2 tRNA genes are annotated in these 310 nt (G+C 47.7%); both read right to left on the reverse strand.

From position 1 onward, the window contains the following. Positions 1–121 precede the first annotated feature (121 nt). Positions 122–197, reverse strand: a tRNA-Ala gene (locus AC30D7_RS28795). 29 nt (positions 198–226) lie between these two features. Beyond that, positions 227–303: transfer RNA gene (locus AC30D7_RS28800), tRNA-Ile, on the reverse strand. Positions 304–310: the final 7 nt, after the last annotated feature.

A 310-nucleotide genomic window follows, 5' to 3' on the forward strand; every position in this document is an offset into this window, starting at 1 on the left:
TCTATCTTTCTATCACATACCCAAATTTTTAAAGAACGATCTAGCCAAAGACTAGAAATCAACATTCACCATCATCACAATGGAATGCTCATTTCTAAGCTTTCAACAACAGAAGCAGTAGTGGTGGAGCCAAACGGGATCGAACCGTTGACCTCCTGCGTGCAAGGCAGGCGCTCTCCCAGCTGAGCTATGGCCCCGTATTTCTACAGGTTTTCCCACACAAAATTGGTGGGTCTGGGCAGATTCGAACTGCCGACCTCACCCTTATCAGGGGTGCGCTCTAACCAACTGAGCTACAGACCCAATTTCG

The organism is Pseudomonas sp. DF5 (genome assembly GCF_058148225.1).